We start from the raw sequence: 24,877 nt of genomic DNA on the forward strand, positions 1-24,877 counted from the left end.
ATTGGCGTGACAGGCGCTTCTCCTGCCTCTAGTTTGCCGCGCTTTCCGGAGACGAAAATGACTAGCGAGAACGCGGGAAGCGAATTCTGGCGCGGGGTGCGCGCGAGCGTTCCCGTCATTGTGGCGGTGTTTCCCTTCGGGCTGCTGTTCGGCGCGCTCGCGGTCGACAACGGGCTCTCGGTCCTGGAGACCACGCTGATGAGTCTCACAGTTTTCGGCGGCGCCAGCCAGATGGTGGGCATCGAACTGTTCGGCCAGAAGATCGCGCCGGCGCTCATCGTCTTTTCCATCTTCGCCGTGAATTTCCGTCACGTGCTCTATTCCGCGGCCATCGGCCGACATATCCGGCACTGGAGCCTGTGGCAGAAGGCGGCCGGCTTCTTCTTGCTGACCGATCCGCAATATGCCGAAGCGGAACGCGATATCGAGCAAACGGGGAAGCTCGGGTTCGGCTGGTATATGGGGCTCGGCCTACCGATCTATCTCGCATGGGTGATCGAATCCGCGCTTGGCGCCACCTTCGGACGGCTTGTCAGCAACCCCGAGGCACTCGGCGTCGACTTCCTGCTGCCGATTTACTTCCTCGGTCTTGTCATGGGTTTCCGCAAGCGGCCCAACTGGCTGCCCGTGGTTGCCGTCAGCGCCGTGGCTTCGGTCCTCGCCTACCGATTTGTCGGTTCCCCATGGCATGTTTCGCTCGGGGCGATCGCCGGGATCGCTCTGGCGGCGCTCCTTCCGCCGACCGCGATGACGGAGAGCGGCCTTGCCGAAACCGCCGAGCGGAGCGAGCCGTGAGCACGACGGTATGGGTTATACTTGCCGGCGCGGTGCTGACCTATTTCACCCGCATCGGCGGCCATATGGCGCTTTCGCGTTTCGAGCGCATTCCGCCGAGGCTCGAGGCCGCGCTCGATGCGGTTCCCGCCGCCGTGCTGACGACGTTGGTGGCGCCCGACGTGGTTTACACCGCCGGCTCCGCCGAATGGATCGCGATCGCAGTCGCCGGACTGGTCGCATCGAAGCGGGGGCTGCTCGCCATGTTCCTCGCCGGCGCGATCGTGCTGATCGTGTTCAGGCAATTCATGGGGTGAACGAGGTCAGGCGATCGGCGTGGTCGCGGCTTCCAGCCATTTCAGCGTCTCGCCATCGACCAGCGGCCCGATTTCCGCAAGTACGCGGGCGTGGTAGGCGTTGAGCCAGTCGAGTTCATCCGCCGTCAGCAGTTCCGGCTTTACCAGCCTCCGGTCGAAGGGCGCGAGCGTCAGCGTCTCGAAACCGTGCATAGCGGTCTCGCCGCCTTTCACCTCTTCGGCCTCGGAGACAAGGATCAAATTCTCCATGCGGATGCCGTAGGCGCCTTCCTTGTAGTAGCCCGGCTCGTTCGACAGGATCATGCCGGCCAGCAGCTTTTCCGTGCCCGACTTGGCGATGCGTTGCGGTCCTTCGTGCACTGAAAGATAGGAGCCGACGCCGTGGCCGGTGCCGTGCTGATAGTCTAGCCCGGCCTTCCACAGCGCCATGCGTGCCACTGCGTCGATGTCGGCGCCGCGCGTACTGGAAGGGAAGCGCAGCATGGAAATGCCGATCATGCCCTTCAGCACCAGCGTCGCGCGCTCGCGCATTTCCCCGGTCGGCTTGCCGATGGCGACGGTGCGCGTGATGTCGGTGGTTCCGTCCTGGTACTGCGCGCCGGAATCGACCAGATAAAGCTCGTTGGCCCCGAGCTTCCGGCTCGTCTTCGTCGTCACGCGGTAATGGATGATGGCGCCGTTTGGCCCCGCGCCGGAGATCGTATCGAAGGATATGTCGCGGAGCGGCATCTGAAGCTCCTCGCCGGTTTTCCTGCGGAAATCTTCGAGGCTTTGCGCGGCGGCGATTTCATCGATCGAGCCCGGTCGCTGCCGGTCAAGCCAGGCGAGGAATTTCGAGACAGCCGCCCCGTCGCGGCGATGCGCGGCACGGGTGCCGGCTATCTCGGTCGCGTTCTTGACGGCGCGAGGGAGGCGCGCCGGATCAGGAAGGTGCACCACCTTGCCGCCGTTTTCCTCGACCAGAAGACGCAGTTTTTCGGCTGCAAGTGCCGGATCGAGCCCGACCGAAGCGCCGGACTTCGCCAGTCGAACCATTTCTCCTTCCAGCGTGTCCGGTGCGAAAAAGTCCGCCAGTTGAGTCAGATAGGCTTTTGCCTTGATGGAAAGCTTTCGCTCATCGAGAAAGAGCTCGTGCCGGCCATCCGCGGCGATGATGGCGAAGCCGAGCGCGAGCGGCGTATGCGGCACGTCATGCCCGCGGATGTTGAAGGCCCACGCAAGCGAGGACGGGTCGGTGAGGACGGCATGGGTGGCGCCGCCCTTGGCGATCGCCTCCGCCATGTCGGCGAGTTTCTCCTTCGCCAGCCTGCCCGCATATTCCTCGGGTTGAAGGTCCACCGGCTCCAGCGGCAGTGCAGGCCGATCCGACCAGAGCGCGTCGATCGGATTCTTGTCGACCGCGACAAGTTCGCCCTTATGCTCGGTGGTCGCTGCGCGCAGTTTCTCCGCTTCCGAGATGGTGTGCAGCCACGGATCGAAGCCGATGCGGCCACCTTTGGCGAGGTTGGCAGCAAGCCATTTATCCGGTGGACTATCGATCAGGCTTTCGATGGAAAAGGTGGAAGGGTCGGTCTGGTGGCGCGCTTGCAGCGTGTAACGCCCGTCGACGAAGAGAAGAGCCTTGCCTTTCAGGATCAGCGCGGCTCCGGCCGAACCGGTGAAGCCTGTAAGCCATGCTAGCCGCTCTGACGACGCCGCGACATATTCGCCCTGATGCTCGTCCGCTCTCGGTACGAGGAAGCCATCGAGCCCTTCCTTTTCGAGCCATTCGCGCAGTCGCGCGATACGATCGGGGCCCTGAGAAGGGTCGGATTTCACATCGAAGGACTGGAACATGGGAACGCTTCGGTTGGTCTCGTCTGCCGCGGACGGTAGTCGGGCCGGCCAGCGGTTGCAACATGCGAGGCGGAGTTGCGTCCCTCGCACGTGCAAAAGGGAATAGGTGCAATGCACAGAGGATCGTAGCTGAACAGGTCGGCGCATCTTACCTGCGATGGAAGCAAAGCACCGAACCATGGGAGCGTGAAATGGCAACGAAATCTGCAGGACGCGGCTTCTTCCGCAGTGCCTTCGACGCGATCGTCGCGGCGCGTACCGCCGAGGCCGAGCGCTATGTCAATGACGCATTGAAAGCGAATGCGGCGCTGAAGCATAAGCGAGGCGGGCGCTTTTATCTCTAAGGGCAAAGCAACCCGGAAGCTCGAAAAAGGCGGTCCTCCCGGGCCGCCTTTTTTGTTTCACTGGCGCTTCAGATGAAGCGTGACCCAGCCTTCGCGATGAAGGGTGGCGATGTGGCGGAAACGCTGGTTCGAATAGGCGGCCAGCACCGCGCGGCGCTGACGGTCGAGGATGCCGGAGAGGATCAGCGAGCCGTTCGGTGCCAGATGCCGCGCCATCTCGGGCGCCAACCGCATCAGCGGCCTTGCCAGTATGTTGGCGACGATCAGGTCGAACGGTCCTTTTTGAGCGAAAACGGGATGCTGGAAACCTGTTGCGACGCGGGTTTCGACCAGCGAGCATGTTCCGTTCAGGCTTACATTCCCCTCCGCCACGCGAACCGCGACCGGGTCGATATCGGTGGCGAGCACCGGGATATGGGCGAGTTTGGCGAGCCCGATCGCGAGCACGGCCGATCCGGTGCCGAGGTCCAGCGCGTTTTTCGGCTTTTCCCGCTCCGCCACGCGGGCGATCATTTTGAGGCATCCCGCCGTAGTGCCGTGGTGGCCGGTGCCGAAAGCCTGCCCCGCCTCGATCTCGATCGGGATGTCGTTGGGACGGCGCTCGTCGCGGTCATGCCGGCCATGGACGAAGAAGCGCGCGGCGCGCACCGGCTTCAGCCCCTCAAGCGAGTGTGCGACCCAGTCGATCTCGGGCAGGACCTCGCGCTGTATGGTGGTCGGGCCGATAAGGCCGTCGAGCAGAGCGTGCATGCGCCCTTCCGTTGTGTCGGTGTCGTCGCTATCCGCGTAGAGCGAGACTTCGTGGAGGTCGGCGGCCTCGTCCACCTCGGCCACACCGAGCGGACAGGCATCATCCTCGAACGCCGCTTCCAGCATTGCGTAGGCCTGCCGCGCCATCGGCCCGGAAGCGATGAAAGAGTATTTGATCTGGCTCATAGGCGATGGCGCGCCAGACGCTCCCTCACGCGCCAGCCTCCAGCCTTTTCAGCTTGGCAAGCGCGGCCTTGGCGCTTTCGCCATAGGCGATGGTGCCGGCGAAATCGCCCTTCCGGTCGAGCAGGATGACCGAAGCGGTGTGGTCCATCGTATAGTCGCCGCCATCCGTCTCCACCTTGCGGAAATAGATGTTGAAGGCCTTGGCCATCGCCCACACCTTGTCCGGCGGGCCGGAAATGCCGGTGATGCGGCTGGAGAAATTGCTGAGAAAATTATCCATGACCTCTGGCGTGTCGCGCTCCGGGTCGATGGTGATGAAATACGCCTTTATGTCCTTCGCCTCCGGGCCGAGTTCCTTCAGCCAGCCGTCGAGTTCGAAAAGCGTGGTCGGACAGACTTCCGGACAATGGGTGAAGCCGAAAAAGAGGACCGAAGGCTGTCCCCGGAAGGCAGCCTCGGTGATCGGCTTGTCGTGACTGTCGACAAGGGCGAAGGGCGCGCCGTAGGCTTCGCCGGAGTTCTGCTGGCGGTACCAGTCGAAAGTCAGCCAGCCGACGCTCGCCGCCATCAGGACGAGAATGCCGACAAGGATTGCGCGCATCATTTCAGGAAAAGCTCCGATTCCACGACCCGCAGGCGTTCAGAAACACCAGGACAGGCCGGATTCCGCCATGGCGAGGAATATTTTCGTCCCGTGCCGCATCCACATGGCGAAGGCGAAGCCCGACACTGCCGCGAAGGCCGCGAATGCAAGAAGCATTCCGGCAAGGCGGGGCGAGGACAAGGCCATACGGTTCTTCATTGCCGATATATAGTCCTGTCGGACCGGTTCCGGAAAGGGGCCGCGATGCCGCAAGGCGACGCGCACGGTTTCGTCCGTCAACTTCTTGCAACCGCCATGCTCTCTTCCCAATTGTGCTCAGCGCCGGAACGGTGAGACCAAGGGCGCATTTGAGGAGCGAAAATGAAAAGATTCCTGTTCATTGCCGCTGCGCTGTCATTTCTGGCGGCTGTTCCCGCGACGGCGCAGGAGGTCGGCAAAGTCGGAGTCGACTGGATCGGCAACGACATCGTCGTCGAGGCCATCAAGGATCCCAAGGTGGAGGGCGTCGTCTGCCATGTCGCCTATTTCGATCGAAGCATCGTCGACCGGCTGCACAAGGGCAACTGGTTCGAGGATCCGTCCAACACAGCCATTTCCTGCAACCAGACCGGCCCGATCACCATCGGCGACATCGACTTGGGCAAGGGTGGCGAGGAGGTCTTCAAGCAGGGCATCAGCCTGATCTGGAAAAAGCAGGTCGTGAACCGCATCTACGACAAGGAAAACAACACGCTGATCTACCTGTCGCATTCCAGGCAGGTGCAGAACGGATCGTCGAAAATGGCGATCTCGACGGTTCCGCTCTATGGCCAGCAGGTGAACTGGGCCAAGGACAAGAAGCAGTAGGGCCGATACCTGTGTCCTTGCTGGTCCTTGCTGGTCCTTGCGGCGCGGCGTAAAGGCCGGGCATGACCGATGACCTCCGCTTCCTGCCGCCCGAGCCGCGTATCCATCCGACGGCGGAATTGAAGAACTGCCGGATCGGCCGCTATGCAGCGGTCGGCGAGCGGACCGTATTGCGCGAGGTGACGGTCGGCGATTTCAGCTATTTCGAGCGCCACGCCGAGGCGATCTATACGGAAATCGGCAAATTCTGCTCGATCGCCGCGAATACGCGCGTCAACGCGCTCGAGCATCCGCTGGAGCGGCCAACGACGCATAAGGTGAGCTACCGGCCAAACGAGTATTTCCGATATCTGGGCGTCGACCAGGAATTCCGCGAGCGGCGCCGGCAAAAGCGGGTCATGGTCGGCCACGATGTCTGGATCGGGCACGGCGCCGTGGTCCTGCCCGGCGTCACAATCGGGGACGGCGCGGTGATCGGGGCCAACGCCGTGGTCTCCCGCGATGTGCCGGCCTACGCGATCGTCGCCGGCGCGCCGGCTGTGCTGATCCGCCCGCGTTTTCCGGAGGGTGTGGCCGCGCGCCTCGCCGAAATGGCTTGGTGGGATTGGCCAATGGACAGGCTTTTCGAAGCCATTCCCGACCTGCAGAAACTTGAAATAGAAGAATTTATCGAAAAGTGGAGCGATTAAGGTTAAAGAAAAGAAAACGGTTGTACTGAATGAAATACTAAACTTACCGTTGCATATTATCCCGTAATAATGTTTCCCTTGCGCCTGGAGGTACTGCCTGAGGCGGAAGAAGCACTGTGAGCACAAGGGAGACTATGATGAAAAAGCTCATCATTGCATTTGCCGTCGCCGCTGTTTCTTTCCCGGTTATGTCCGCGCAAGCGGGCGGCTGGGGCGGTTCCAGCCATGGCCACAGCTATTCGAGCGGGCTGGTGAATATCTCGCCGGCCGTCGGGCTGGGCGACGTCAACTTGCTCAATGGCATCTCGGTCCTCAACGGATCGGGCATCCTGAGCGGCAACCGTCTCTCCGGCATCTTGTCGGGGAACCGTATCCTGTCCGGCAACGGTATCCTGAGCGGGATCGGTGTCGGTATCCTCAGCGGCAATTCCAGGGGTAGCCGCGACCGCGGCCATCGCTGTCATCGCTGCTGAAAGACGCCGGGGCAGGGCAGGTCGCGCGCAAGCGAACTAGTCTGGCGTGCTGCTGCGTCCGGCAATCGTGAACGGGGCAGGGGGATCGTTTCCCCCTGCCTCTTTTTCGTCCGCTACAGCTTTGTTTCTATGCCGATATAGCTGTCGAGCACGTCCTTTTCCGTGTCGACGGCGGTGTAGCGGGTGCGGCTGAAATCGACGCGGGCGACCAGTGCGATGTGTTTCGACGGGTCGTAGCCGACCTCGAGATAAAGACCCTTCGATCGTTCGGCATTGCCGAGCAGGAGGTTTTCCTTGTTCTCATGGAAGAGACCGGCGCCGAAGGCGAGTTCTGGCGTGTATTGATATTTGGCTTCCAGTTCGAGGCGGCGGACATAGGAGGCGAGCGTGTCGTCCGTGTCGATCGCATCGTAGCGTCCATCGAAGGAGCCGCGCAGCGTGACGCCGGCCTTCAGCGCCTTGATCAGTTCAACGCGGTAGATCGGTCGGATGCGACCGTAGCCTCCGTCTTTCTCGTAAAGCCCGGCAGCGCCGAGCGACAGGTCGAGCCTGACCCCGTCGGCGGCGATGAGGCGCGTCAGGCCGCGCAACGTGAATTCGGAAAAGGAGCGACCGACCGGAGGGTTGCCAAGCCGTTCCACATCGGTCGTTTCGGCGCTGGCCATCAGTCCGAATTGCTGCCCGCCGACTTTCTTCTCGATACCGGCGGAGAATTGGAGGCGGTTGCGGTTCGGTTCGATCTGCGTCGCGTCGATCAGATCGTTCTGGAAATGGGCTTTACCATAGCGCTCCAGCGTGTCGCTCAGTGTCATTACGAGGCCTATGCCGGAGCCGAGATCGGCGCCGAACTGCACGGCGGCGGAGAACAGGTCGCTGTGGGTGCGCGTGCCGATCGCCAGATCGGCGATACGGAAATCATCGCCGATGCTGGCCGTCCGCCAGGCAATCGTGCCGCGCAGTTCGTAGCGGCCGCCGAATTTCCGGTAGGCTTCCGCAAGCAGGAGCAGGCTGCGGTCGTCCTCTATGGAGATGCGGTCGTAGCGGCTCGCCTCGCCTTGCGCGGCAAGACGGATATAGCCGTCGTCGAGATCCAGCACGCGCGTTACCGAGCCGCGCAATTCGGTGTAGAAGTCGGAGAATGCCAGGTCGCTGTCGAGCGCATTGCTCGTGTAATGCTCTTCGATGGAGAGGCTGGCTCCATTGGTCGGCCTGCCTGAAGTAGCTTCTGTCAGCGCGGAATTGGCGGCGGCGCGGATCGAACCCGGATCGGCAAGCGCGGGCCCGGAGGCAAGGAGGGCCACGACGATGCCGATGGGCCAGAACCGCACAAATCCAACTCCGAGAACCTGACCCCTCCCGCCAAGGGGGTGGAGTGACGGGAGGGGGGAGGATATCCGCCTGAAGCGGAAGCCGCAGGCACCATTGCCTGCACGCACGACATTATCGCGCTATGGCTGTGATTCAGTGGTAGCGAATTACAATTTTTACGTGTAGATGGTTGTGCTGGGGCGGGCGATGGATTGAGCACTGCCGGCCGGACTGTGCGTCCTTCGAGGCTCGCTTCGCTCGCATCTCAGGATGAGGAAAGCAGATGCTGTTCTCCCTCATCCTGAGGCGCTCCGCGAAGCGGAGCCTCGAAGGACGCACGGAAACATCATGGCCGAATTGGCTGCCCTTGATCGCGTATGTGTGGGGGAGGGCTGGCGCGTTTGTGCCGGTTGTCAGTCCTGCGCCACGGCGCCGACCGCGACACTGTCCGTGCGCTTGAGCTTGACCCCGATCACAGGAACGAGATCGTCTTCCACCTTGACGGAGATGGTAACCATCATCGTGTCGGAGTCGGGCAGCTTGGCCGCCATCGTGCCTTTCAGGGAATTGCGATTAAGGGCGAAGACGACCGTGCGACCGTTCACATTGCCGGCGATGATATCGAGGCCCTTGCCCTTGGCGCCGTCGAGGAAAGTCCCGCGATAGCGGCCGCGGCCGACCTCTTCGACGGTGGCGTTCATCTTCTGCGTGAAGAGCCCGACGCGGCAGGTGCCGTCGAGCACCATGCCGGCGTTATGGTCCGGCGTCTTGCCGGCCAGGTTACAGGTGAATTTCGTGCCCTTGTATTTTCCGGCGACGACCTCGCCGGGGCCTGTCCAGTGGCCTTCGATCGACTGGAAGAATTTCTGGTCCCTCTCCGAGGCGGTTCCGGTGGCGCTCATGGCCGGTGAGATCGCCGCCGCCAGGGCAGCCGTCAGGATGGCGGAAAGGAAACTACGCGTCATCGAGGACACCCGGATACGGAACGCTGCAAGAGCGGAACCATGAACAGGAATGGTTAATGCTTCGTCTCTTTTCTCGTGTCCGACCCGACGAAGCGAATATTGCATCGCGAGAATGCGCGAGCGTCACGCCTACTTCAAGCCTGTTTTTCCGCTTTTTGTGACGACTCGGCCTTCTTCGCGGTAAATCGCGTCAGTTCGGAGAGGAAATCGCCGATGCGAGGTCGCTTGACCGCGGCAAAGTGGAGCGGCCTGACGGTCTCCATGGCGGCGATGCCGATGCGTACCGTCATCATGCCGTTTACCACGCCTTCGCCGAGCCTTGCCGAGAGCCGCGCCGCCAGCCCGTGGCCAACGATCTGCTGCACGAGGCTGTCGCCGACCGCGATGGAGCCGGTCACGGCAAGATGGGCAAGCACGTCGCGCGCAAGGTGGAAGAAGCCGAGCGTGCCGGGCCGTCCGCCATAGAGTTCCGAGAGCCGGCGGATCAGGCGGCCCGCCTCGAAGAGGACGTAGGCGAGGTCGACCACCGCGCGCGGCGAAACGGCGGTGACGATAGAGACACGTTTCGCCGCATCAAGCACCAGCGTGCGTGCGCGCGCGTCGAGCGGCGCCATCAGTTCGGTCTCGGCGAGCCGGACGAGGTCGGCGCCGTCGATGATGTCCTCGCGGGTTTCGGCGAGGATATGGCGGCCGGCGGCCGTCTCGGGCTTGCCGGAAACGAAGCCGACCAGCTCGTCGACGAGGGCGCGAGCCTCCTTCGTGTCGTTACGGGCAACGGCGTCGGCGCCGCGATGGCGCAGCCTTTCGACCGAGGCGAGGCGGCGGAGCGCAAGCAACTCGCGCAGCACGATGGCGAGGAGCGCCAGAAGCGCAATCGCGGCCAGCACGAAGGCGAGCCAGCCGAGCCAATCCGAGCGGCTGAAGAGGTCGCGAATCAGACGATCCGTCCACAATCCGATACCGAGCGAGACGAGCAGGCCGAGCGCGCCGAAAAATATGGCGCCGAGGCGCGAACGTCGGCGCGGAGGGGTGGCTGGGGGCGGGTCGCCGGCTCCGGTTTCCTCCAGCGCGAAGAAATCCTCTTCGGCCGGCGTGATCACCGGCGGGGAGGCAGTTTTCACCGCACGCGGGTGCCTCCGGACGGCCGGCGTTACGGCGGCGCGCTCTTCCTCTTCGGGTTCTGGCCGCTCCACAGGATCGGAGGGCAGGCGGAAGGCGGCCGGTTTTCGGTCGCTGTTCATGCGAGGCGGTCTCCGATCAGGAACTGGAGGGCGCGGTCGAGGCGGATGTGAGGGAGGGAAAGTGTCACGCCTTCGGCAGTCCTTTCCAGCTTCGGGGGACGGAAGCGCACGAAGCGGATCGGCGGTTCTTCGGGCTTCCCTGTGACGGATTCTACTATGGGTTCACTGAAAGCGCGTTCGGGATCGGCGGGCAGGTCGCCGGGGAAGATGGCGGTTTCGGTCTCACCGTCGAACGTCTCGCCGCCGATCGTCTCGCCCGCAAGCGGCGTGCCGATGATGACAGGCAGAGTTTCCCGGCCCTGCTTCACCGTGCCTTCGCGGGTGGCGCGCACCGCCGCCATTGCCAGTACGTCCACCGTAGCGCCGGAAAGGCTCGCCCGGCTCGCCGCACGGTCCGCCAGCCGGCGGACGATCGCCTGCAAGCAGTCGTGGCTTTCGTGGTGGAGATGATCGGCCTTGGTCGCGGCGACGAGGATGCGGTCGATCCTGCGTGAAAAGAGATCGGTCAGGATGCTGCCACGCCCAGGCCGGAAACAGGCGAGGATTTCGGAGAGCGCGCGTTCCAGATCGGCCATGGCGCCAGGACCGGCGTTCAGTGCCTGCAGCGCGTCGATCAGCACGATCTGGCGGTCGAGCCGGGCGATATGCTCGCGGAAGAAGGGTTTCACGACATGGGTCTTGTAGGCCTCGTAGCGCCGCTCCATCGTGGCGGCGAGCGAGCCGGAAGGGAAGCGCCCGTCACCGAGGTCGGGCAGCGGCGCGAAGGTCAGCGCCGGCGAGCCGTCGAGGTCGCCGGGCATCAAGAAGCGGCCGGGCGGTAGGGTCGAAAGCGCACGGTGGTCGGCTTTGCAGGCACTGAGATAGGCGGTGAAGATTTCCGCCAGCTTGCGCGCCGTCATCTCGTCGAATGGGGCCGCCGGTTCGATCACCGACGCTTCCTGCCGCCATTTCTCGGAAATATCGGCGCGCACCGGCAGGTTGGCGAGTTCGAAAGCGTCGGCTGAAAAGGCGCGGAAATCCTTGCCGAGCAGCGGCAGGTCGAGAAGCCATTCGCCGGGATAGTCGACGATATCGACCGCGAGCTTTCCCGACGAGAACAGCCGCCCCCAGCCGGATGCGGATTCATACTGGATGGTGAGCCGAAGTTCCGAGATAGCCCGGGTCGAATCCGGCCATACGCGTTCGCTGACAAGGGCGGCGACATGGTCTTCGTACTGGAAGCGGGGCACCGCGTCGTCGGGCTGGTGCTCCAGGAAGGCGCGCGCGATGCGGCCGGACTTTTGCGCCTCGAAGAGGGGCAAGCGCCCGCCATGGACGAGATTGTGCACGAAAGCGGAGATAAAGACCGTCTTCCCCGCCCGCGACAGTCCGGTGACGCCCAGCCTCAGCGAAGGCGCGACGAGACCCGAAGCACGGTCGGCCAGCGTATCGAGCGCGATCAGCGCCTCGTCGGCGAAGGAAGTCAGCGAGGCCAAGGCCCAATCCCGTTGGTCAAATCCCAACCGATATAGGGAATTAAGCGTGGATTTGAAATGGCGGGTAGGCTGGCGACGGCAGGGGGGATGCGGCGCTGACCGCCAGTCGAATTTCGGTTATGGATGGGCAGGAGACGTTCGCGCATGAGAAAATCCTGCGCAATGCCCATCTCCTCACAGGAATGAACGACGACATGGCCGGTGGAAAATCAGATTTCGGTTCGGGCGCGGCTTATGTGAACGGGCGGTTTGTGCCGGTGGAGCAGGCTTCGATCTCCATACTCGACTGGGGTCTGCTGCATTCGGATGCGACCTACGATGTAGCCCATGTCCGGCAGGGCGCCTTCTTTCGCCTGGACGATCATATGGATCGGTTCGAGCGTGGGATGGCGAGCTTGCGCATGAGCCTGCCGCTTACGCGCTCCGAGATGCGCGAAATCCTGTTCGAGTGCGTCCGTCTTTCGGCGCTGCAGGATGCCTATGTCGAGATGATGTGCACCCGCGGAGTACCGCCGGCAGGCTCGCGTGACCCGAGAGACGCGAAGAACAGGTTCTATGCATTCGCCATTCCCTTCGTCTGGATCGTTTCGCCTGAGAAGCAGGAAGAAGGTATAAACATCGTGGTCAGCGGCATCCGCAGGATTGCGCCGGAAGCTGTCGATCCGCGTGTGAAGAACTATCACTGGCTCGACTTTGTTTCGGGGCTGTTCGAAGCCTACGACCGGGGCGGCGAGACAGCCGTGCTGATCGATGCAGGCGGCCACGTCCTGGAAGGGCCGGGCTTCAACCTCTTCGTCGTGAGCGGCGGGCGAATGGCTACGCCCGATCGTGGCGTGCTCGAGGGGATCACGCGGCGCACGGTTATGGAGATCGCGCAAGATATGGGGGTGGCGGTCGAGAAGCGCCCGGTTACGGCCGATGAACTCAGGCATGCCGACGAAGCATTCATGACCAGTACGGCTGGGGGCATCATGCCTATCGCTCGCGTCGACGGATCACCCTTGGGGAACGGCAAGCCCGGTTCGATGACACGACAGGTCCGCGAGCGTTACTGGGCGCTTCACAGCGATCCCCGATACGCCACGCCAGTACCTTATGCGGGCTCGTTTCAGGGCCGCGTTGTGCCTGAAGCCTGAATCGCCGGTTGAACCAACCCGATCCTCTGCCCACGCAGCCCACCTACGCAGTCGAATGTCAGCGAAAGCAGTTCCTGATGACATCTTCCGCGCTGAACTTGGCCGCTCGACGCCAAGCCTCTTCGGTGTCTCCACGATAAGTTAAAAGCCGGTCGCAGGTTCGACCGCTTTTTTCCAGATCGACGACCACGAGTTTAGCCCAGCCGATCAGCGTGCTCATCTTGTGAAGGCCGCCTACGAGAAGAAACTGCGCTTTCGCCGTTTTGGCCTGTTTTTTGAGTTGATCTATGCCCGGATCTCCCAGCGAGCAGCGATCCGACTTGCATGGCAACGCGACGAGATCGATAGCGTTGTCCTGTGAAAGTGTTTCCCGCATCTCGGTTTCGAATTGGCGAAGCTGCTTTTCATGCCGTGCTGTTTCGTCCTGTACCTCGCCCGAGGTGTCGAGGAAATCGAAATGCGCAACGGCAATTTTGGCCGGACGAGCATCTTCGGCGAAACCGTTCGTGGCTCCGAGGCATATTGAGATCGCCGCTGCAATCCAGACTTTGTAGCTTGTAGGACTGACCATTCTATCCTCCGTCGAGGGAAGTGCCCACATCGAGAATAGCAAAGGGTACCGTTGCAGCCCATCTGGCCGGTTTAATATTCGGATCCGGTTGGAAAGCTGCCTGACTGTCGGAAGTCAGTTGGGGGCGCAAGCCGAAGTCCAACCTGGCTGGGCCTTCGCTTCACAGCATCGCGGGCGTCAGGAACGTCGTCAATGAACCGCTTCCTGGTGCGGCCTCGGCAAGCGGCTGCCGGAACTGGATGACGGCAAGCGCGGAAGTGGGGAAGCCGGAAGCAAGCGCGGCGAGTTCGGTGTCGTCGCCTTCGGCCGCGCAAGCGATCGCGACATCCTCGATCATCGGATTGTGACCGACAACGAGCAGAGAGGACATGCCGTCCGCGGTTTTGCGCACGATCGAGAGATAGCCCGCCGCATCGCAACTGTAGAGGCTGTCGACGAAGGCCGGCGATGCCGGCATGGGGCCGATCGTGCCGGCCACGCATTCCCATGTCTCACGCGCCCGCCGCGCGGTCGAGCACAAGACAAGGTCCGGGACGAAGCCGGAGATGCGCATGGCCATGCCGACCGCGGCCGCGTCCCGCCTGCCGCGTTCCGTCAGCGGCCGGTCGAAATCGCGGGTGCCGGGGTCGGCCCATCCCGCCTTGGCATGCCGAAGCAGGTAGAGCCGGTTCATCGGTTCTTCCAGGTTGTCAGAGGCTCCAAAAGGGTTAGTCGCGCGATGGTAACCCCGCAATGCGCCTTAAGATGTATTGGCAAGTTCCCGGGACAGGTGGCCGGGTACTGCCCAAATTCGGCCATTTGACGCATCCATGAGGCAACCCGAATAGGCAGGAAAGATGGATGGGCGCGCTGGTCTTTTCGTCTTGTGCGGCAGGGGGGTGCCGAATATATAGGCGCCGGGTTGTAACAGTGGGGTGAGTCGAATGAACGAACTCGTTGACGCCAAATACATACCCTCCGAGAACGAGCCGTTCATGAACGAGCGGCAGAAATCCTACTTCCGGGCCAAGCTGGTCCTATGGAAGACCGACATCCTCCGGGAAGCCCGCGAAACGCTGGAAATCCTGCAGCAGGAAAACGCCAACCACCCCGACCTCGCTGACCGCGCCTCCTCCGAGACCGATAGAGCCATCGAACTTCGTGCCCGTGACCGGCAACGCAAGCTGATTGCCAAGATCGATGCTGCGCTGCAACGGATCGAGGACGGTACCTACGGCTTTTGCGAGGAGACGGGCGAGCCGATCTCGCTCAAGCGCCTCGACGCACGGCCGATCGCCACGCTCTCCATCGAGGCGCAGGAACGGCACGAGCGGCGCGAGAAAATCTACCGCGACGATTGATTGCAGGAGCCGGCGAGAAGGTTGTGCCGGTCGCGACCGTCAGCCTCGCGCCGGCACCGACAATTCGCCGAGAAGCCGTTTCATCTCCTCTTCGAGCGACGGCTCGGCCGTTGGCCGTGTCTCAGGCTCGTTGACGAGGGGCGCTTTCAGTTCTTCCCGTAATGCGCTGTCCAGATCGCCGCCACGCGCCTCGTGACGAAGCGGTTCAACCTTTCGATCCGCCTCGCTGAGGACGGGCGGAGCAGCTTCCTGTCTTGGCGTCGATATTTCGGCCGACCGCGTTGTTTCGCTCCCGTTTGGCCTTTCGCCTATGGGAGCAAGGGGAGCCACGCTTGCCGCCTGGGGCGCAGGTCCAATTCTGGCCTGGTCGAGGAAATGAACGCTTCCCGAATGAGCGGCCGATCCGCCGCTGCCTCGCTGGGTGGGCGGCTGTGCCGCGACGGGCACTTGCGGGCCGGCCGAAATGGCGGGTTCGGATCGTTGCGTCTGCGCGGAAACGGGCTTCGGTGCCTGCGGTTCGGGCTCCTCGAAGGTGAATGCGGGCTCCTCGCGGAGCGCGCGCGCCTCTTCATGGGCCGCCGGTGACGGGCGCGGCGCCGGAGGGTTGTCACGGCCGTTCGGCAGGTTGCTTCCTGCCTGGAGTGGCGGCGTATGGAGTGCTGCTCCCGGCACGATGTTTTGTTCGACGACGACATCCGTCGGCCCCCCGATCAGGATCAGGTGCTCGACATCGTCTCGGCGTACCAGCACGAGGCGCCGCTGATTGTCGATGGCGGCGGCGTCCATGACGGCCAGGCGGGCACGGCGGTTGCGTCCGCCGGCGACGAAGGTGCCGGACGAGACGCCCCGGATGGCGCGGACCAGGAAGAGCACAATCACCAGAAGGATCAGCGCTCCGACGGTCCACATCACGGCCGACGCATATTGCGGCCCGGCGATATTGTTCAACCATTCACCCAAGAGGGCCTCCATCGTGCTTGATCAGGCTGCAAGAGTATGATGCTGGCCACGGTCGCCGCAAGTTTTCGTCTGACAGAGGATTATGTGTTTTTCATGCCGGTTTCATCGGCGGGCCTTTTCGGTATAGGGAGAATGTGATTCATACGGCGGGTGTGCGTCGGCCGGCATACTCCTTCGGGGACGGCCGCAGGGGACGACAGGCAGGGGAGCAAATGGCCAGGGAAACCCGCTCGGAATTCTATCCCGAATCGGTGGTCGACCAGAGCATGGGGCCCGGCGTGATAACCCGGCTGGTCATCTTCATCGCCGTTCTGACCGCCGCGGCTATCCTGTTCGTTCTTTTCCGCAACCGCTTCGGCGATCCGTTCCTGCTCGGCATGCTCGGCATCATGGCGATGATCGGGATCGGTTATCTCTTCGCCACGGCGATCGGCTTCGTGCAGATCGCGCCCCGTTCGACGGCCGATGAGTTGTCCAAGGCCTTTTTGGGCTCGATGGACGCGGGCGCCGTAGTGACCGACACCAAGGGACAGGTCGTCTACGCGAACAAGGCTTATGCGGAACTCACCGGCGGTACCTCGGCGGCCGATATCCGTACCGTCGAGAACCTGCTGTCCGACAATCCGGAGGCGGCGCCGGTGGTGAGCCGTCTGGCTGCCGGTCTCGCCGACGGACGCTCCGGCGACGGTGAGTTCAGGCTGACCCAGGCCATTCGGCCCGGCCTGGAACCCGGCGCTCATTGGTACAGGGTGGGCGCGCGCACTTTCAAGGCGCCCGGCCGGCGCCAGCCGCTCCTTGCCTGGCAGCTTGCCGACATCTCACGCGAGCGGGCGGAGCAGGAGCGCTTCTTCCTCGATCTGCAGAAGGCCATCGATCATCTCGACCATGCGCCTGCCGGCTTCTTCTCCGCCGATCCCGACGGTCGTGTCACCTATATCAACGCGACGCTCGCGGAATGGCTTGGCATCGATCTGGCGAGCTTCACTCCGGGTGCGACGAGCCTGGCGGAGATCGTTGCCGGAGACGGCATGGCGCTCATCCGCGCGGTTAAGGCCGATCCGGGCTCTACCCGCAACGCGGTGATCGACCTCGACCTTTCGACCGTCAGCGGTGCCGTCCTGCCGGTGCGCTTCATGCACCGCGCGGCTACGGGCCGCGACGGTTCGCCCGGCGCCAGCCGCACCATCGTGCTTAACCGCACGCAGGGCGAGGATTCTTCCGCTGATCTCAGGGCTTCCGAGATACGTTTCACGCGCTTCTTCAATTCGACGCCGATGGCGATCGCGGGCGTTGATGCCGAGGGTCGCATCCTGCGGACCAACGCGCCCTTCCTTTCGCTCTTTTCGAGTGTCGTCGACCGCGACGCGGTGGATCGTCACCTCAAACTCGACGCCGTGATCCACGAGCGCGATCGGGAACGGTTCGCTGCTGCTCTCGAACAGGCACGCCAGCGGCAGGCCGACATAAGCCCCATCGACACCGTGCTGCCCAATGACGAGGAGCGCAACATCCGCTTTTACGTCAACGCGGTCGCCGAGGGCACGGCGGCCGAGGGCGCGGAGGAGGCGGCGATCGTCTACGCGGTCGAGACGACCGAGCAGAAGGCGCTCGAAGCCCAGATGGCGCAAAGCCAGAAGATGCAAGCCGTCGGCCAGCTTGCCGGCGGCATCGCGCACGACTTCAACAACGTGCTCACCGCCATCATCATGTCATCGGACCTGCTCCTGACCAACCACCGGCCGTCGGACCCGTCGTTCCCCGACATCATGAATATCAAGCAGAACGCCAACCGGGCCGCCTCGCTGGTGCGTCAACTCCTGGCGTTCTCGCGCCGCCAGACGCTCCGTCCGGAGGTGCTGAACCTGACCGACGTGCTCGCCGACCTCAGGATGCTTCTGGCACGGCTCACCGGCAGCGAGGTTCACCTGAAGATCGACCACGGCCGCGACCTGTGGCCGGTGAAGGCGGATATCGGCCAGTTCGAACAGGTGGTCGTCAATCTTGCCGTCAATGCGCGAGACGCGATGCCGGGCGGCGGCGACCTGACCATCCGGACGAAAAATGTCGCCGCGGCCGAGTGTGAGGCCTACAACAAACGCGAGTTGACATCGGCGGACTATGTTCTGGTCGAGATCGTGGACAGCGGAACGGGTATCGAGCCCGAGGTGCTGAAGAAGATCTTCGAGCCGTTCTTCACCACGAAGGAGGTCGGCAAGGGTACCGGCCTCGGGCTCTCCATGGTCTATGGCATCGTCAAGCAGACGGGTGGCTTCATCTTCTGCGATTCGGAGGTGGGCAAGGGCACGACCTTCCGCATCTTCCTGCCGCGTCACGTGGCCCAGGCGGGCGCGGTCGATGCCGAAGTTGCCGCCGACCAGGCGGTGGCGCCCAAGGCGCAAGAGACGCCACGCGACCTTTCCGGTTCCGCAACCGTCCTTCTGGTCGAGGACGAGGATGCCGTGCGCATGGGCGGCATGCGCGCGCTTACCTCGCGCGGTTATACGGTGCATGAGGCTTCGTCCGGCGTCGAGGCGCTGGAGGTGTACAAATCGCTCGAAGGCAAGGTGGACATCGTCGTGTCCGACGTCGTCATGCCCGAAATGGACGGGCCGACTTTGCTCGGCGAACTCAGGAAAGTGAATCCCGGCATCAAATTCATCTTCGTTTCGGGCTACGCCGAGGATGCGTTCGCCAAAAACCTGCCGGCGGACGCCCAGTTCGGCTTCCTGCCAAAGCCGTTTTCGCTCAAGCAACTGGCGACGGTGGTGAAGGAAATGCTGGACGCTTGAGCCAGCTTGCCGCACCTTTCCAGGCGGCAAGTGTCAATGTGTGTCAGGGGCTTTGTGCAGGGCACTTGCAAACCTTATTGCGGTGCACAATATCACGTCTGGAAGAGTCGTAGGCTCCGGGAGGAAACCTGAGAGAAAACGACGATGGTACGTTACCCCAGAAGAAATGAGCCCTGGCGCGGGGTCGTCAGGCAGCTCAGACCTTCGGACCTGCCAAGGTTCCGCGAGCATTTGCTGCGTCTCGACGCCGAGAGCCGTCACGACCGCTTCAACGGTGTCACCAACGACGCCTATATCTCGACCTATGCCGAGCGCTCCTTTCACGATGGTACGACGGTGATCGGTTATGTCGAGGACGGCAAGGTACTCGGGGCAGCGGAACTGCATGAGCGCCCGGACCTGCCCGAGCCGACCGGCGAGATCGCCTTCAGCGTTGAGCACGAGCTTCAGCACAGGGGTATCGGGAGCGCGCTGTTCGAGAGGCTCATCTCAAACGCACGCGGCCTTGGCTACGAGAAGTTACGCGTCACGACACATCCGGGCAATCTCGCCATGAGGGCGCTGGCGCGCAAGTTCGACGCCCATCTGAGCTTCGAGAACCTGGAAACGGTCGGTGTCATCGATCTCGGCAAGACGGCGGAGACAGGTTCCGTCGAGGGGCAATGGCAGGCCAGGCATTCGCCGTCCGCGTTGGAGCGCGGCCGCCGAGCCTGAGTGCGCCAAGCGAACCTTTGATGCCGCGGTTCAATCCGAGACTGAGCGGGCTGAATCCGGCGGTCGGCAATAACCCAGGTGCACGCCGACCTATTTCCACTCATGATTGCTGCGCCGGGTATGCTTGACTTGCCAAGCCCACGCACCTTATATCCGGCGGCGTTCGGCGGACAGCCGCGAACGGGCGATTAGCTCAGCGGGAGAGCACACCCTTCACACGGGTGGGGTCACTGGTTCAATCCCAGTATCGCCCACCATCGCTTCGCTTCCTTAGCTAAGAGATTTCAAGGTTTCCGAGAGGTCAGGCGCGGGCCGGACTTCGCGCAGCGTCGATGAGGCGGCCTGCAAGCCCAACCGTCAGTTCATTGAAATGCGAGACCACCTTCGACGGCTCGAGATCCCCCACCGGCCGGTCGGAATAGCCGAAATCGACCGCGATGACAGGGATGCCGGCAGCCTTCGCTGTGTCGATGTCCGTTCGCGAATCGCCCACCATCAAGGCGCGCTCGACGTCTCCGCCCGCTGCCTCGATGGTGCCGAACAGGTGCCGCGGGTCGGGTTTGCGGTAGGGGAAGGTGTCCTGGCCGCATATCGCCGCAAACCGATCGGTCAGGCCGAGCGCCTCGATCAGCAGCTTCGAATGCCGTTCCATCTTATTGGTGCAGATTGCCAGCCGGTAGCCGGCGGTGGAGAGCCGGTCCAACGCGTCGACGACGCCGGGGTAGGGGGCCGATTTGCCTGGGATACCGCCGAGATAGTCCTCGATGAACATTCCATAGAGCCGGTCGAGTTGACCGTCGACCAGTGGTTTGCCGTGAGCTTCGAAGGCTCGCTCGATCATGACGCGCCCGCCGAAACCGACGAAACGCCGCAGTTCGGAGGGATCCGTCCGCTTCAGGCCGACCGTATCCAGGCAGCGATTCAGGCTGTCCAGAAGGTCGGGTGCCGTGTCGATCAGTGTGCCGTCGAGGTCGAATACGACGATAGGTTCAGCCATCGGATTTCCATCCTTGCGCGAGACGCGGGCGGGCATAACGCGCCCGGGCGACGAGAGCAAGCAACCGCCCGGTGCGTCACGACAAACCTTTGACGGATCGAATAAAAATGATAGGTCCGAAGCTGGATCGGGGTTTCTGCTGATGGACGCGAAAGCGGCGAAGACCGAAGCGGCGCGGGCCGCACTGGACCATGTCGAGACGGGCATGCGGCTCGGCATCGGCTCCGGGTCGACCGCGGAGGAATTCGTGCGCCTGCTGGCCGGCCGCGTCGCAGAAGGGCTCCGTATCATCGGCGTGCCGACCTCCGAGCGAACAGCGGCGCTCTGCCGTGAGACCGGCGTGCCGCTTTCCGACCTCGACGAGACGCCGCATCTCGACCTCGCCATAGACGGCGCCGACGAGATCGATCCTCGCCTTTCGCTGATCAAGGGCGGTGGCGGGGCGCTGCTGCGTGAGAAGATCGTCGCCGCGGCGGCGGACCGGATGATCGTGATCGCCGACGATTCGAAACTCGTCGACACGCTCGGCCGGTTCCCTCTTCCGGTGGAGGTAAACCGCTTCGGCCTCTTTGCGACCCGGCTGGCGATCGAAGAAGCCGCCGGGAAGCTCGGCCTCGCCGGACCGCTGACATTGAGGATGACGAACGGTGAGCCTTTTGTTACAGACGGCGGGCATTTCATCGTTGACGCATCTTTTGGCCGCATTCCGGATACAAGAGCGCTGTCGAACGCTCTCTTCGCCATTCCAGGCGTCGTGGAGCATGGTTTGTTTTTGGGGATGGCGGATACCGCGATCGTCGCGGGGGCCGAGGGGGTCAGAACCCTCCATGCCATCCAGTGATCAATCGGGAGTTCCAGCACACATGATTTCTACGGGTAAGTTTCGCAACATGCTTGCCGCTGCGGGGGCGGCTGTCCTTCTGGCGGTCAGCGCGGTGCCGTCCCATGCGGACGACATATCCGAGACGCATTTGCAGGCCGCGCGGGACGCTCTTTCCGCCATCCACGCTACGGATGCGTTTGATCGGATATTGCCGGCGGCCGCCCAGGCGCTCAAGGGTCAGCTTATCCAGAAGGACCCCAATTTCCAGGAAGACATCATCAGCATTGTCGACAAGCAGACGCTCGCGCTCGCGCAGCGCCGCGCCGATCTGGAAACCGAATCGGCGACCGACTATGCGAAGGCCTTCACCGAGGACGAGTTGAAGGCAATCGCCACGTTTTATAACTCCCCCGCCGGCAAGACGCTTCTGGAAAAGGGTCCTCAGGTGACGGCCGAGATTGGGCGCGCCGCAGTAATCTGGCAGCGCGGCATTGCCCGCGATCTGGCGGAGGCGGTGGCAAAGGAAATGGCTGCCAAGCATCCCATCAAGGAGGCAGCGCCGGCGCCCGCTGCGGCCAATGGCGGCACCGACCAGCCGAAGCAAGACGATTCGAATAAGCAGTAGATTAAGGGAATCCGCTTCCCTTTCTCCGGAGCCCGGCGCTAGCGCCGGGCTTTTCTTTTCGACTTTACCCTCTTAGACCGTGGCGTTGTTATTCCGGTAGATAGGCAAAGCCGATGGCAAAATACGACTACGATCTCTTCGTCATCGGAGGCGGCTCGGGCGGGGTGAGGGCCGGCCGTCTCTCCGCCTCGCTCGGAAAGCGCGTCGGCATCGCGGAGGAATACCGCTTCGGCGGCACCTGCGTCATTCGCGGCTGCGTGCCGAAGAAGCTCTTCGTCTATGCCTCGCAATTCTCCGAACATTTCGAGGATGCCGCCGGCTATGGCTGGACGGTGCCGGAGCCGCGTTTCGACTGGCCGACCCTGATCGCCAACAAGGATCGCGAGATCGCGCGGCTCGAAGGGCTCTACCGCCATGGGCTGGACAAGGCGGGCGCGGATATTTTCGACACGAGGGCCGAACTGGTTGACCGGCATACCATCCGGCTGCTCTCGCAGGACCGGACGGTGACGGCGGAGCGCATCCTGTTGGCGAATGGCGGCCACCCGAACCCGCACGCCTCGCTTCCGGGCCACGAACTCTGCATCAGTTCCAACGAAGCTTTCCATCTGGCCGAACTGCCCAAGGCGATCGCGATCGCTGGCGGCGGCTATATCGCCGTCGAATTCGCCAACATCTTCCATGGGCTCGGCGTCGAGACGACCCTGGTCTATCGCGGCAAGGAAATCCTCAACCGCTTCGACGACGACCTTCGCCACCGCCTGCACGAGATGATGGAAAAGAAAGGTATCCGAATCCTTTGCCAGAGCATTTTCGAGCGCGTCCACCGTGCGCCCGACGGAAGGCTGCATGCGAAATTGTCGGACGGCGGCACGCTGGTGGTCGACCAGGTCATGCTGGCGCTCGGCCGTGTGCCGAACACCGAAGGCCTCGGGCTGGAGGCCGCTGGCGTCGAGACGGGGAAGACCGGCGAGATCGTCGTCGACGAATATTCGCGTACCAACGTGGACAATATCTGGGCGATCGGGGATGTCACCAACCGGGTGCCGCTTACGCCGGTCGCAATCCATGAGGCGATGTGCTTCGTGGAGACGGTGTTCAAAGGCAACCCCACCAGTCCGGATTTCGATACGATCGCGACGGCGGTGTTCTCGCAGCCGGAGATCGGGACGGTCGGCCTGACCGAGGAGGTCGCGGCAAAGAAATTCGACGAGTTGGAGATCTACAGCGCTTCCTTCCGGCCGATGCGGCATACGCTCGCCGGACGCGACGAGAAGATGCTGATGAAGCTGGTCGTGGACGCCAAGAGCCGCAAGGTGCTCGGCGCCCATATTCTCGGGCCGGATGCCGGCGAGACGGCGCAGCTTCTCGCCATCCCCATCAAGGCCGGTCTCACCAAGGACGATTTCGACCGCACGATGGCGGTCCACCCGACGATGGCGGAGGAACTCGTGACCATGTACGCGCCGACCTTTCGGGTGAAGGATGGCGAGCGCGTCGATTGAACGCCGCCGGACGGCGCAAGCTCACAGCATCGTGCCGCGCAGGATGACAAGGGCCACCGAAAAATAGATCACCAGCCCGGAAACATCGACGAGCGTTGCGACGAAAGGAGCCGATGCGCTTGCCGGATCGAAGCGCAGCGCCTTCAACAGGAAGGGTAGCATCGAACCTGCCAGCGTGCCGAAGGTGACGATGCCGACGAGAGCGATCCCGACGGTCAGCGCGATCAGCGGCCAATGCTGGCCATAGTCGTAAAGGCCGAGATATTGCCATGCGACGATACGGCAAATCGCAACAAAGCCAAGCATGGCGCCGAGAACCAGCCCGGTCGGCATTTCGCGCAGGGCGATTCGCCACCAATCGGAAAGGCCGACCTCCCTCAAGGCGATGGCGCGGATGATCAGCGACGTCGCCTGTGAGCCGGAGTTGCCACCGGAGCTCATGATAAGCGGGATGAAAAGCGTCAGCACGATCGCCTTTTCGAGTTCCGCCTGGTAGCCCTGCATGGCCGTCGCCGTCAGCATCTCGCTCAGGAACAGCACAAGCAGCCAGCCGCCGCGCTTGCGGATCATCTCGAAGAAGCCGATCTTCATGTAGGGCTCGTCGAGGGCCGCCACGCCGCCGAATTTCTGGACGTCCTCGGTCGTCTCTTCGAGGATGGCATCAATGATGTCGTCCACGGTGACGATGCCGATCACGTGCCCGTTTTCCACTACCGGCACCGCCAGCAGATCGTATTTGGAGATCAACTGCGCCACCTTCTCGCGGTCGGCGAGCGGGCTGACGGCGATGGGTCTCGTTCTCCGGGCGATATCCACGATGCGGCTGGAAGGGTCGCTCACCACCAGGCGGCGAAGCCCGATCGAACGCACCAGCTTGCCGCTCTTCGGATCGGTGACGTAGATTGCGTAGACCGTCTCGCGCGTCCGTTCCACCTTGCGGATGTGGTCGAGCGTGCGGCTCACGGTCCAGTTGGAGGGTACGCTGACGAACTCCGTCGTCATGATCGCGCCGGCGCTGTCTTCCGGGTAGCCCAGGATGCGGATCACGGCTCGTCTGGCGTCCGCGTCTACGGCTTCGAGCAGCGCATCGCGGGAAACGGCATCGAGTTCGCGGAAGACGTCGGCGGAACGGTCGGCCGACATCGCCGACAGGATGGCGGCGGCCTGCGGGTGAGGGAGGGTGCGGATCAACGCGTCCGGCGCGTCAAGGCCGGGCTGGTCGAACACCTCCACGGCGCGCTCGAACGGGAGCGACGCGATAATCTGTGCCGCTTCCTCGCGCGTGTCGGCGTTCAGCGCGTCGACCAGGTCGGCGACATGCTGCTTTGCTGACGTTTCGGCGATATCCAGCCGGACTTCGCCGGCAATGACCGGGATTTCATTCATGGCTCGCTCCACTGCCGTCCGGGCGGTGCGCGAGCCGATAGACGGATCAGGCGCCTGCCGCAGACGGCGATTGCGTTCGACTGTGACTGTCGCCAGGCATGGCGGCGTGATCCTTTCGTTGTGCCCTTCCCACAGGTGGGAAAATCGAGCAAAGCGTAGATATACCCGTTCCCATGCGAGTCAATCGGGAATGTGGCGGAAACGTAGCTTTTGGTCTATCAGT

Annotated in this window: 26 protein-coding genes and 1 tRNA gene; 14 read left to right on the forward strand and 13 right to left on the reverse strand. The window is 63.0% G+C overall.

The genetic code is table 11. The annotated features are described in order from the left end of the window. Window positions 1-57: 57 nt before the first annotated feature. Both RBH77_RS11935 and RBH77_RS11940 read left to right on the forward strand, forming a co-directional pair. Window positions 58-795: an AzlC family ABC transporter permease gene (locus RBH77_RS11935; RefSeq protein ID WP_311027812.1), complete on the forward strand. Its 738-nt coding sequence runs from the start codon at window positions 58-60 to the stop codon at window positions 793-795. Continuing rightward, on the forward strand, window positions 792-1,091 hold the full coding sequence (locus RBH77_RS11940) for an AzlD family protein (RefSeq protein WP_311027813.1): 300 nt from the start codon (window positions 792-794) through the stop codon (window positions 1,089-1,091). The genes RBH77_RS11935 and RBH77_RS11940 overlap by 4 nt, the downstream gene beginning before the upstream one ends. Window positions 1,092-1,097: 6 nt before the next feature. Here RBH77_RS11940 and RBH77_RS11945 read toward each other — a convergent pair whose 3' ends face one another. Continuing rightward, window positions 1,098-2,927: an aminopeptidase P family protein gene (locus RBH77_RS11945; protein ID WP_311027814.1), complete on the reverse strand. Its 1,830-nt coding sequence runs from the start codon at window positions 2,925-2,927 to the stop codon at window positions 1,098-1,100. A 191-nt stretch (window positions 2,928-3,118) separates the two neighbouring features. Between RBH77_RS11945 and RBH77_RS11950 the strand changes: the two genes are divergently transcribed. Then, the gene (locus RBH77_RS11950; protein WP_311027815.1) at window positions 3,119-3,271 is read left to right on the forward strand and encodes a hypothetical protein; all 153 of its coding nucleotides are present in this window, start codon (window positions 3,119-3,121) and stop codon (window positions 3,269-3,271) included. A gap of 57 nt (window positions 3,272-3,328) precedes the next feature. Here the strand turns inward: RBH77_RS11950 and RBH77_RS11955 are convergent, their stop codons facing one another. The 3 genes from RBH77_RS11955 to RBH77_RS11965 are packed head-to-tail and all read right to left on the reverse strand — an operon-like array spanning window position 3,329 to window position 5,090. Further along, entirely contained in the window at window positions 3,329-4,207 is an 879-nt protein-coding gene (locus RBH77_RS11955) for a 50S ribosomal protein L11 methyltransferase (RefSeq protein ID WP_311027816.1), read from the reverse strand. 25 nt (window positions 4,208-4,232) lie between these two features. Continuing rightward, entirely contained in the window at window positions 4,233-4,811 is a 579-nt protein-coding gene (locus tag RBH77_RS11960; RefSeq protein ID WP_311027817.1) for an SCO family protein, read from the reverse strand. A 36-nt stretch (window positions 4,812-4,847) separates the two neighbouring features. Next, a complete protein-coding gene (locus RBH77_RS11965; RefSeq protein WP_311027818.1) occupies window positions 4,848-5,090 on the reverse strand; it encodes a hypothetical protein in 243 nt (80 codons plus the stop codon). An 81-nt stretch (window positions 5,091-5,171) separates the two neighbouring features. Between RBH77_RS11965 and RBH77_RS11970 the strand changes: the two genes are divergently transcribed. From RBH77_RS11970 to RBH77_RS11980, 3 genes are all read left to right on the forward strand, one after another. Further along, entirely contained in the window at window positions 5,172-5,657 is a 486-nt protein-coding gene (locus RBH77_RS11970; RefSeq protein WP_311027819.1) for a CreA family protein, read from the forward strand. Between the two features lie 62 nt (window positions 5,658-5,719). Then, the gene (locus RBH77_RS11975) at window positions 5,720-6,346 is read left to right on the forward strand and encodes a DapH/DapD/GlmU-related protein (RefSeq protein WP_311027820.1); all 627 of its coding nucleotides are present in this window, start codon (window positions 5,720-5,722) and stop codon (window positions 6,344-6,346) included. A gap of 137 nt (window positions 6,347-6,483) precedes the next feature. Continuing rightward, window positions 6,484-6,819, forward strand: coding sequence for a hypothetical protein (locus RBH77_RS11980; protein ID WP_311027821.1), 336 nt, complete (start codon window positions 6,484-6,486; stop codon window positions 6,817-6,819). A 113-nt stretch (window positions 6,820-6,932) separates the two neighbouring features. On the opposite strand, the gene RBH77_RS11985 is transcribed toward RBH77_RS11980, so the two are convergent. The 4 genes from RBH77_RS11985 to RBH77_RS12000 form a co-directional block, all read right to left on the reverse strand. Then, window positions 6,933-8,147: a hypothetical protein gene (locus RBH77_RS11985; RefSeq protein ID WP_311027822.1), complete on the reverse strand. Its 1,215-nt coding sequence runs from the start codon at window positions 8,145-8,147 to the stop codon at window positions 6,933-6,935. Between the two features lie 393 nt (window positions 8,148-8,540). Further along, the gene (locus tag RBH77_RS11990; protein ID WP_311027823.1) at window positions 8,541-9,092 is read right to left on the reverse strand and encodes a hypothetical protein; all 552 of its coding nucleotides are present in this window, start codon (window positions 9,090-9,092) and stop codon (window positions 8,541-8,543) included. Between the two features lie 134 nt (window positions 9,093-9,226). Beyond that, a complete protein-coding gene (locus RBH77_RS11995) occupies window positions 9,227-10,333 on the reverse strand; it encodes a YcjF family protein (RefSeq protein WP_311027824.1) in 1,107 nt (368 codons plus the stop codon). Beyond that, window positions 10,330-11,808 (reverse strand): YcjX family GTP-binding protein, encoded by a 1,479-nt coding sequence (locus tag RBH77_RS12000; protein WP_311027825.1) that lies wholly within the window; start codon window positions 11,806-11,808, stop codon window positions 10,330-10,332. Before RBH77_RS12000 ends, RBH77_RS11995 begins: the two co-directional genes overlap by 4 nt. 119 nt (window positions 11,809-11,927) lie before the next feature. Between RBH77_RS12000 and RBH77_RS12005 the strand changes: the two genes are divergently transcribed. Beyond that, a complete protein-coding gene (locus RBH77_RS12005; RefSeq protein WP_311027826.1) occupies window positions 11,928-12,944 on the forward strand; it encodes an aminotransferase class IV in 1,017 nt (338 codons plus the stop codon). 58 nt (window positions 12,945-13,002) lie between these two features. On the opposite strand, the gene RBH77_RS12010 is transcribed toward RBH77_RS12005, so the two are convergent. Further along, on the reverse strand, window positions 13,003-13,515 hold the full coding sequence (locus RBH77_RS12010) for a DUF2380 domain-containing protein (RefSeq protein ID WP_311027827.1): 513 nt from the start codon (window positions 13,513-13,515) through the stop codon (window positions 13,003-13,005). A 160-nt stretch (window positions 13,516-13,675) separates the two neighbouring features. Next, window positions 13,676-14,188, reverse strand: coding sequence for a SixA phosphatase family protein (locus tag RBH77_RS12015; RefSeq protein ID WP_311027828.1), 513 nt, complete (start codon window positions 14,186-14,188; stop codon window positions 13,676-13,678). 250 nt (window positions 14,189-14,438) lie between these two features. Here RBH77_RS12015 and dksA point away from each other — a divergent pair, with 250 nt between their 5' ends. Further along, the gene (gene dksA / locus RBH77_RS12020) at window positions 14,439-14,855 is read left to right on the forward strand and encodes an RNA polymerase-binding protein DksA (RefSeq protein WP_311027829.1); all 417 of its coding nucleotides are present in this window, start codon (window positions 14,439-14,441) and stop codon (window positions 14,853-14,855) included. Between the two features lie 39 nt (window positions 14,856-14,894). Here the strand turns inward: dksA and RBH77_RS12025 are convergent, their stop codons facing one another. Continuing rightward, window positions 14,895-15,815 (reverse strand): flagellar biosynthetic protein FliO, encoded by a 921-nt coding sequence (locus tag RBH77_RS12025; protein ID WP_311027830.1) that lies wholly within the window; start codon window positions 15,813-15,815, stop codon window positions 14,895-14,897. 212 nt (window positions 15,816-16,027) lie between these two features. Here RBH77_RS12025 and cckA point away from each other — a divergent pair, with 212 nt between their 5' ends. The 3 genes from cckA to RBH77_RS12040 all read left to right on the forward strand — a co-directional run bounded on the left by cckA (window position 16,028) and on the right by RBH77_RS12040 (window position 19,575). Then, entirely contained in the window at window positions 16,028-18,604 is a 2,577-nt protein-coding gene (gene cckA, locus RBH77_RS12030) for a cell cycle histidine kinase CckA (protein WP_311027831.1), read from the forward strand. A gap of 144 nt (window positions 18,605-18,748) precedes the next feature. Then, complete coding sequence (locus RBH77_RS12035; protein ID WP_311027832.1) at window positions 18,749-19,318, forward strand: GNAT family N-acetyltransferase; 570 nt, start codon at window positions 18,749-18,751, stop codon at window positions 19,316-19,318. Window positions 19,319-19,500: 182 nt separating this feature from the next. Continuing rightward, window positions 19,501-19,575, forward strand: a tRNA-Val gene (locus tag RBH77_RS12040). Window positions 19,576-19,619: 44 nt separating this feature from the next. On the opposite strand, the gene RBH77_RS12045 is transcribed toward RBH77_RS12040, so the two are convergent. Beyond that, window positions 19,620-20,315, reverse strand: coding sequence for a phosphoglycolate phosphatase (locus RBH77_RS12045; RefSeq protein WP_311027833.1), 696 nt, complete (start codon window positions 20,313-20,315; stop codon window positions 19,620-19,622). 142 nt (window positions 20,316-20,457) lie between these two features. Between RBH77_RS12045 and rpiA the strand changes: the two genes are divergently transcribed. The 3 genes from rpiA (at window position 20,458) to gor (ending at window position 23,268) form a co-directional block, all read left to right on the forward strand. Beyond that, window positions 20,458-21,156, forward strand: coding sequence for a ribose-5-phosphate isomerase RpiA (gene rpiA, locus RBH77_RS12050; RefSeq protein WP_311027834.1), 699 nt, complete (start codon window positions 20,458-20,460; stop codon window positions 21,154-21,156). A gap of 22 nt (window positions 21,157-21,178) precedes the next feature. Further along, the gene (locus RBH77_RS12055; RefSeq protein ID WP_311027835.1) at window positions 21,179-21,763 is read left to right on the forward strand and encodes a DUF2059 domain-containing protein; all 585 of its coding nucleotides are present in this window, start codon (window positions 21,179-21,181) and stop codon (window positions 21,761-21,763) included. 113 nt (window positions 21,764-21,876) lie between these two features. Then, window positions 21,877-23,268 (forward strand): glutathione-disulfide reductase, encoded by a 1,392-nt coding sequence (gene gor / locus RBH77_RS12060; protein ID WP_311027836.1) that lies wholly within the window; start codon window positions 21,877-21,879, stop codon window positions 23,266-23,268. Between the two features lie 21 nt (window positions 23,269-23,289). On the opposite strand, the gene mgtE is transcribed toward gor, so the two are convergent. Next, window positions 23,290-24,654: a magnesium transporter gene (gene mgtE / locus RBH77_RS12065; RefSeq protein ID WP_311027837.1), complete on the reverse strand. Its 1,365-nt coding sequence runs from the start codon at window positions 24,652-24,654 to the stop codon at window positions 23,290-23,292. Between the last annotated feature and the right edge of the window lie 223 nt (window positions 24,655-24,877).

Source organism: Mesorhizobium koreense, from assembly GCF_031656215.1.
Classification (GTDB): domain Bacteria; phylum Pseudomonadota; class Alphaproteobacteria; order Rhizobiales; family Rhizobiaceae; genus Mesorhizobium_L; species Mesorhizobium_L koreense.

Coding starts and splice junctions, on each gene's coding strand:
- dksA (WP_311027829.1), top strand. CDS start 14,439: ATGAACGAACTCGTTGACGCCAAATACATACCCTCCGAGAACGAGCCG.
- mgtE (WP_311027837.1), bottom strand. CDS start 24,654: ATGAATGAAATCCCGGTCATTGCCGGCGAAGTCCGGCTGGATATCGCC.
- cckA (WP_311027831.1), top strand. CDS start 16,028: ATGGCCAGGGAAACCCGCTCGGAATTCTATCCCGAATCGGTGGTCGAC.
- RBH77_RS12035 (WP_311027832.1), top strand. CDS start 18,749: ATGGTACGTTACCCCAGAAGAAATGAGCCCTGGCGCGGGGTCGTCAGG.
- RBH77_RS11970 (WP_311027819.1), top strand. CDS start 5,172: ATGAAAAGATTCCTGTTCATTGCCGCTGCGCTGTCATTTCTGGCGGCT.
- RBH77_RS11960 (WP_311027817.1), bottom strand. CDS start 4,811: ATGATGCGCGCAATCCTTGTCGGCATTCTCGTCCTGATGGCGGCGAGC.
- RBH77_RS12015 (WP_311027828.1), bottom strand. CDS start 14,188: ATGAACCGGCTCTACCTGCTTCGGCATGCCAAGGCGGGATGGGCCGAC.
- RBH77_RS11995 (WP_311027824.1), bottom strand. CDS start 10,333: ATGAACAGCGACCGAAAACCGGCCGCCTTCCGCCTGCCCTCCGATCCT.
- RBH77_RS11990 (WP_311027823.1), bottom strand. CDS start 9,092: ATGACGCGTAGTTTCCTTTCCGCCATCCTGACGGCTGCCCTGGCGGCG.
- gor (WP_311027836.1), top strand. CDS start 21,877: ATGGCAAAATACGACTACGATCTCTTCGTCATCGGAGGCGGCTCGGGC.
- RBH77_RS11945 (WP_311027814.1), bottom strand. CDS start 2,927: ATGTTCCAGTCCTTCGATGTGAAATCCGACCCTTCTCAGGGCCCCGAT.
- RBH77_RS12045 (WP_311027833.1), bottom strand. CDS start 20,315: ATGGCTGAACCTATCGTCGTATTCGACCTCGACGGCACACTGATCGAC.
- RBH77_RS12010 (WP_311027827.1), bottom strand. CDS start 13,515: ATGGTCAGTCCTACAAGCTACAAAGTCTGGATTGCAGCGGCGATCTCA.
- RBH77_RS12055 (WP_311027835.1), top strand. CDS start 21,179: ATGATTTCTACGGGTAAGTTTCGCAACATGCTTGCCGCTGCGGGGGCG.
- RBH77_RS11950 (WP_311027815.1), top strand. CDS start 3,119: ATGGCAACGAAATCTGCAGGACGCGGCTTCTTCCGCAGTGCCTTCGAC.
- RBH77_RS12005 (WP_311027826.1), top strand. CDS start 11,928: ATGGATGGGCAGGAGACGTTCGCGCATGAGAAAATCCTGCGCAATGCC.
- RBH77_RS11975 (WP_311027820.1), top strand. CDS start 5,720: ATGACCGATGACCTCCGCTTCCTGCCGCCCGAGCCGCGTATCCATCCG.
- rpiA (WP_311027834.1), top strand. CDS start 20,458: ATGGACGCGAAAGCGGCGAAGACCGAAGCGGCGCGGGCCGCACTGGAC.
- RBH77_RS11980 (WP_311027821.1), top strand. CDS start 6,484: ATGAAAAAGCTCATCATTGCATTTGCCGTCGCCGCTGTTTCTTTCCCG.
- RBH77_RS11935 (WP_311027812.1), top strand. CDS start 58: ATGACTAGCGAGAACGCGGGAAGCGAATTCTGGCGCGGGGTGCGCGCG.
- RBH77_RS11955 (WP_311027816.1), bottom strand. CDS start 4,207: ATGAGCCAGATCAAATACTCTTTCATCGCTTCCGGGCCGATGGCGCGG.